Below are 1,370 nucleotides of genomic sequence, written 5' to 3' on the forward strand. Positions count from 1 at the left end.
TATCGCAATAATCTGATTGAGCAAGATCACCGTTTTATTAAGCGGCAACAAGTTCGTTCCGCAAGTTATCAGAGCACTCGGACAGCAGCTAGGACATTATACGGCATTGAAACCATGCATGCGATACGACGGATTTACAATTCAAGTGCAACAAATTAGTCAAATAGAAAGACTCATAGCCTGAGTCCTTGTAAGATGGAATCACCATAAGACCAACTACAAGGAGAACTCGGCTATGAGTCCGTACACACATCTTACCCTAAAGGACCGCGAATCGATACTGCTAGGAATCAATACTGGCGAGACTCTTGAGACAATTGCCAGGCGGTTAAAACGTTCAAAGAGCACCATCAGTCGTGAGATTGCCCGTAACGGTGGCTGGCAGGACTATTCGGCAGCCGACGCCCAGAAGCGTTACCAGCAGGCTCGTCTGGCTAGTAGACGTCCTCGGATTCTCGCACGACCAGAGACACGAGAGGCTGTCATTCGATACATCACGGCGCTTCACTGGTCGCCTGAACAAATCGCTGGTCGTCTAGCGCTAGAGGGTAGCCGCATTCGTATCAGCTATCCGACTATCTACAGAGGCATTTGCCTAGACAACCTCGGTGTCCCATTGAAGAGCCATGGTGCTCGTGGCCTACCCAGACAGCTTCGACACCGAGGCAAGACACGTAAAGTCAAAGGCACTATCAATGAACGACGGGGTCGTTTCAATGACGCGCCATCGATCCACGACCGGCCCCGGTCAGCAGAAAATCGCAGCTGGTTTGGGCACTGGGAAGGTGACACGGTACGCGGAAAGACGGGGCACTCAGCGTTAGTGACACTGGTCGACCGTAAATCACGGTATCTACTTTCCAAGCGGACGGCCAACGTAAAAGCGGACACCGTAAGAGATGTCATGATTGAGTTGCTTGGTGCCTTACCAGCCAATCGGGTGCGAACTGTCACGCCTGATCGTGGGACTGAGTTTGCCCGGTACAGGGAGCTAGCAGAGTGCCTGGCTACACAGGTATTCTTCCCTGATCCGCATGCGCCACAACAACGAGGGACCAACGAGAACACCAACGGTCTGATTCGAGAATACTTTCCCAAGAACACAGACCTAGACCTCCAAACGGATGCGGAAATCGATGCCTATATTGCACAACTGAATAACCGACCACGCAAGGCCTTAGGCTGGAAGACACCATCGGAAGTCTTCATGGGCAAAAAGTTGCACTTGAGTTGACAATTCGTCACAATAAAAAACATCAAGAACAGATATCCTGTATCATTGAAGTTCCTACACAAACAATGGAAGAGGATATTGTCTTGATGCAGAAACAGGATAGCACACACCGCCAAAAAGGTCAGCACTTAACATC

Annotated in this window: 2 protein-coding genes; both read left to right on the plus strand. The window is 50.2% G+C overall.

All coding sequences use genetic code 11. The features are described 5' to 3' along the window. The coding region (locus AAA927_RS12840; protein WP_338218158.1) for a DDE-type integrase/transposase/recombinase at window positions 1-159 on the plus strand (159 nt) is incomplete at its 5' end. Between the two features lie 76 nt (window positions 160-235). Further along, window positions 236-1,234: an IS30 family transposase gene (locus tag AAA927_RS12845; RefSeq protein WP_338218157.1), complete on the plus strand. Its 999-nt coding sequence runs from the start codon at window positions 236-238 to the stop codon at window positions 1,232-1,234. Window positions 1,235-1,370: the final 136 nt, after the last annotated feature.

This window comes from Lacticaseibacillus salsurivasis, assembly GCF_036246225.1.
In the GTDB taxonomy this organism is placed as follows: domain Bacteria; phylum Bacillota; class Bacilli; order Lactobacillales; family Lactobacillaceae; genus Lacticaseibacillus; species Lacticaseibacillus salsurivasis.